The following is a 1939-nucleotide window of genomic DNA, read 5'->3' as shown; positions in this document are numbered from 1 at the left end:
TGAACCTGGTGGCCAACGCCCGGGACGCCATTTCAGGGGCGGGCAGGATTCTGGTTTCGACGGATACGATCCGCATCGGGCAATCAGCTGAAAGTTCGCGGGGGGATGTGCCTCCGGGTAACTATGCCGTGCTGTCCATCGCGGACAATGGCGCCGGACTGGACGAAGGGGTCCGGGAGCGGATATTCGAACCCTTTTTCACAACCAAGGAAGTCGGCAAGGGGACGGGTCTCGGCCTTGCCGTGGTCTACGGGATCGTCCGGCAGCACAACGGCTTTATCAGCGTCCGGAGCGAGCAGGGGCGAGAAACGACGTTCACCGTCCATCTGCCGTTGGTGGAAGGCGCTCCGGAAGACATCGCAGCCGGAGTTGAAGCCGCTGTCCCCAGGGGGGATGGCACGATTCTCGTGGCAGAGGACGAGGACGCCGTGCGCGCCTTGATGAAAGCCATCCTCGTGGAGAACGGCTATCGGGTCATCGAGGCGGAGAATGGTGTCGAGGCGGTGGCGCGGTTCATGGAAAACCGCGATGCAATCGATGCGGTGCTGCTTGACGTGATAATGCCGCGAATGAACGGCCGGGAGGCCTGCGAGGAGATTCTGAAGGTCCGGCAGGACGTGAAGATCCTGTTCGTGAGCGGCTACGCGGGAGATTTCCTGGACGCCAACCTGCTGAAGCGCCGGGAGAACGGTTTTATCCAGAAGCCGTTGCGGCCGGTTGAATTCATCAGCAGAATCCAGCAGACGCTGGGGGCGGGTGATTCCCCCTGCCGGGAGAAGTTCCATTCCTGATTTTCCGGCAGGCCATTCCTGACATACCCCTTTGCCGCGTCACTTTTTCCCTCCCGGGAACCTTCCGGTATGCCGTTGTTTCCCCTTCCGGCCGCCGGTCGGCGCAACCCTCTGTTTTTGCGGGCGGGCTTCACTCACGGAAATGATTCGATCCCCCATGAGGGCTTCATCAAGGGACTCGATGGCTTCCCTTGTTTCCTCAACCGTTGCCATGCGCACATAGGCGCATCCCTTGGAGGCGCCGGTTTCGGGATCGGTGATGATGTGGACCGAGGTGACGGTTCCCGCCACGGAAAACAGTCTCTTCAGATCTTCCTCGCCCGCTTCATAGGGCAGGTTGCCCACGTACAATTCTTTCGCCATACAACTCTCCTATCTGTGCCTGCTCATGATTTCCGGGAGAGAGGCAGGGTATCATATTGTTTCGGCCGTGTCTCTTCGTTTGAGAGATGATTCTTTTATCGCAGGTTCCTTCCCCCCACGCCGCGCGCCTTCCTCTTTTTCAGCCTGGCCACCTTCTTCTGCCTCTTCTCGGCAAGCGATATGAGGATCTCGTGGCTTCCCCGCGGGTCCTCTCCCTCGGCGGGCATGCGCTGGAGGTACGTGCCGTCGGGCTGCGTGTCCCATGCGCTGCGCCGCTCCGAAAGGTGCACGTCGAACAGGATCCGGATATCGTCGCGCAGCTTGCGGTTTTCCACCGGAACCACCACTTCGACCCGCGCCTCCAGGTTCCTCTTCATGGCGTCGGCCGAGCCGATGAGGAAAATCTCCTTGCCTCCGTTGCGGAAGTAGTAGATGCGGGAATGCTCCAGGAACCGTCCCACCACGCTCACCACGCGCACGTTCTCGGAAATGCCCGGTATGCCGGGACGCAGGCGGCAGGTGTCGCGGACCACCAGATCGACCTTCACACCGGCGCGGGAGGCCTCGTAGAGGGCCCGGACGATGTCCGCGTCCTCCAGGGCGTTCATCTTGAACCGGATCAATCCGGGGTTTTTCGGTGAATGGAGGCGTATCTCGCGGGCAATCCCGGCCAGGAGCGCCTTCTTCAGGAACTTGGGCGCGGGGAGCATCTTTTCGTACTTGCGCTTCGGCGTGTTCCCGGTGGTGAGATAGTTGAAGAGCTCGGTGGCGTCCTTGCCGATCCC

The 1939-nt window shown here is 61.0% G+C and carries 3 protein-coding genes; 1 reads left to right on the top strand and 2 read right to left on the bottom strand.

Annotated features, from left to right (window positions below; translation table 11 throughout):
• On the top strand, positions 1-791 hold a 791-nt coding region (locus Q1K49_RS12540; RefSeq protein WP_300526346.1), incomplete at its 5' end, for a response regulator.
• 39 nt (positions 792-830) lie between these two features.
• Here the strand turns inward: Q1K49_RS12540 and Q1K49_RS12535 are convergent.
• Positions 831-1154: an RNA-binding protein gene (locus tag Q1K49_RS12535; protein ID WP_300526345.1), complete on the bottom strand. Its 324-nt coding sequence runs from the start codon at positions 1152-1154 to the stop codon at positions 831-833.
• Between the two features lie 95 nt (positions 1155-1249).
• Positions 1250-1939, bottom strand: a 690-nt coding sequence (locus Q1K49_RS12530; RefSeq protein ID WP_366146070.1) for a phospholipase D-like domain-containing protein, incomplete at its 5' end; no start/stop codon positions are given.

The sequence above is a fragment of the Aminiphilus sp. genome (assembly GCF_029975095.1).
Lineage (GTDB): Bacteria > Synergistota > Synergistia > Synergistales > Aminiphilaceae > Aminiphilus.
Note: the sequence above shows the minus strand (reverse complement) of the source record. Positions and strands in the feature narration are given on the sequence as shown.

Coding starts and splice junctions, on each gene's coding strand:
- Q1K49_RS12535 (WP_300526345.1), bottom strand. CDS start 1,154: ATGGCGAAAGAATTGTACGTGGGCAACCTGCCCTATGAAGCGGGCGAG.